The organism is Sphingomonas sp. (assembly GCF_031361285.1).
Classification (GTDB): Bacteria; Pseudomonadota; Alphaproteobacteria; order Sphingomonadales; family Sphingomonadaceae; genus Sphingomicrobium.
In genome coordinates, this window is record NZ_JANMCO010000008.1 from 1 (window position 1) to 1,943 (window position 1,943).

The window sequence follows — 1,943 nt, forward strand, 5'->3', positions numbered from 1 at the left end:
GGTCAAGGAAACCGCGGCCGCGACGGGCGCCGACGTGGCCCTTGTCGCCGACATCGAGACCAAGCTGCTGCGCGCTGAGTATAAGCGCCGCCAGGCCCCGCCCGGGGTCAAGATCGGCAGCCGCAACTTCGGCCGCGACCGCCGCTACCCGATCACCAACGCCTTTCGCACGGGGAAATAGCCGCTAAGCTACCCTGCACAGGGGGCGCTTGGATGTTTCAGACGGTGCGTCATTGGTGGGGCAGCGGGCGCGGTGAGGTCACGGCGCGGCTGTTCCTGTTCGAACTTAGCGTAGTTGTGGCCGGCGTGTTGCTAGCCCAATCGGTCGCAAGCTACGCTCAGGCGCGCGCCGACTTTGCGAGAATGGAGTCAGAGCGCTCCCGCGTTCGAGACGAATTGACGACCGTCCATTCGGCCTTACGATCTTGGCAGGCGGCGGTTCCGTGCCTCGACCGCCGGATGACGGAAGTCATGCAAGGAACGCAGCTTGCGACAGAATCGATGCGGCGGCCACGCTTTCCGACCTTTGGTTATGCACCGCCGACGACCGAGATCATGGACCTTATTGGCAAACGATATGGTGTGACGGAGAAAAGCCGCCTGAACTGGATTGCCGAAAATTCGGGCAACGGCTCCCCCGTGATTGCATCGATGATTTCCAAATGGGGAAGATTGATGCTGGTCGATCCGAACAATGGAACGGTCTCGGCCTCCGATCGTCGCGAAGCGCGATTAGCGGCAGCCGATATCAAGGCGCAGTTGCGGGCCATGGAGGTGCTCTCGGCGGATACGGTGAAAGTCCTTGTTAAGATGGGGATCAACGCTCGTAACCAGAACGAGCCCGATTATGGTCCGGCAAGGACGTGCGCGGCAATTTGGGCCAGCGGTCGGCTCGATCCACCGCTGACGATCCGGTGAGCGACCGCCTGCTCGTGACAGCGCGTAGGGTAACGCCTAGTCGGCCACGATGACCGTCATCACCCGCTTCGCACCGTCACCGACCGGGCGGCTCCACGTCGGCAATATCCGCACCGCGCTGCACAATGCGCTGTTCGCGAGGCGACACGGCGGCACCTTCATCCTCAGGATCGATGACACCGACCGCGAGCGCTCGACGCCCGAATTCGACCAGGGCATCCGCGACGATCTCGACTGGCTCGGGCTGACGCCGGACCAAATCGTCCGCCAGTCGGACCGGTTCGACCTCTACGACCGCGAGCTCGAGCGGCTGCGCGAGGCCGGCCGGGTCTATGCCTGCTACGAGACGCCGGAGGAGCTTGAGGTCCGGCGCAAGGTGCTGCTCGGGCGTGGGCTGCCGCCGGTCTATGAGCGCAAGGCGGCCGGCGCGCCGGTGCCGGAGGGGCGTGAGCCGCATTGGCGGTTCCGCCTCGACCATAGCGCGCCGATCGAGTGGATTGACCTCGTGCGCGGACCGCAGCGGTTCGATCCTGCTCTGCTGTCGGACCCCGTGGTCCGGCGTGAGAACGGCAGCTGGCTGTACCTGCTGCCGTCGGTGATCGACGATGTCGACTTGGGCGTGACCCAGGTCGTGCGCGGCGAAGACCATGTCTCGAACAGCGCCGCGCAGCTACAGATGTTCGACGCGCTCGGCGCCCGCCGACCCGAGCTGGCGCACGAGGCGCTCCTGGTCGCGGCGGAAGGCAAATTGTCGAAGCGGCTGGGCTCGATCGGGGTCGAGGAAATCCGCGCCGCCGATCTCGAACCGATGGCCCTGCTGTCGCTGCTCGCCCGGCTCGGCACCTCGCAGCCGGTCGAGCCCGTCGCAGACCTCGCGGACCTCGCGGCGGATCTCGACTTCGCGCATTTTGGCCGCGCGCCGGCGCATTTCGACCTGCACGATGTCGAATTGCTCAACGCCCGCCTGCTCCACCGTCTCGAATATCCAGACGTCGCTGACCGGCTGCCCGAGGGAGCAAGCGAGC

Annotated in this window: 2 protein-coding genes and 1 pseudogene; all 3 read left to right on the top strand. The window is 65.6% G+C overall.

The genetic code is table 11. The annotated features are described in order from the left end of the window. Positions 1-181: pseudogene (locus tag RMO25_RS00240) on the top strand (NAD+ synthase); the annotation flags it as partial. 278 nt (positions 182-459) lie between these two features. Further along, positions 460-918 (top strand): hypothetical protein, encoded by a 459-nt coding sequence (locus RMO25_RS00245; protein ID WP_309660594.1) that lies wholly within the window; start codon positions 460-462, stop codon positions 916-918. Between the two features lie 49 nt (positions 919-967). Next, positions 968-1,943 (top strand): glutamate--tRNA ligase (locus RMO25_RS00250; RefSeq protein WP_309660595.1); only part of this gene is annotated, 976 nt, incomplete at its 3' end.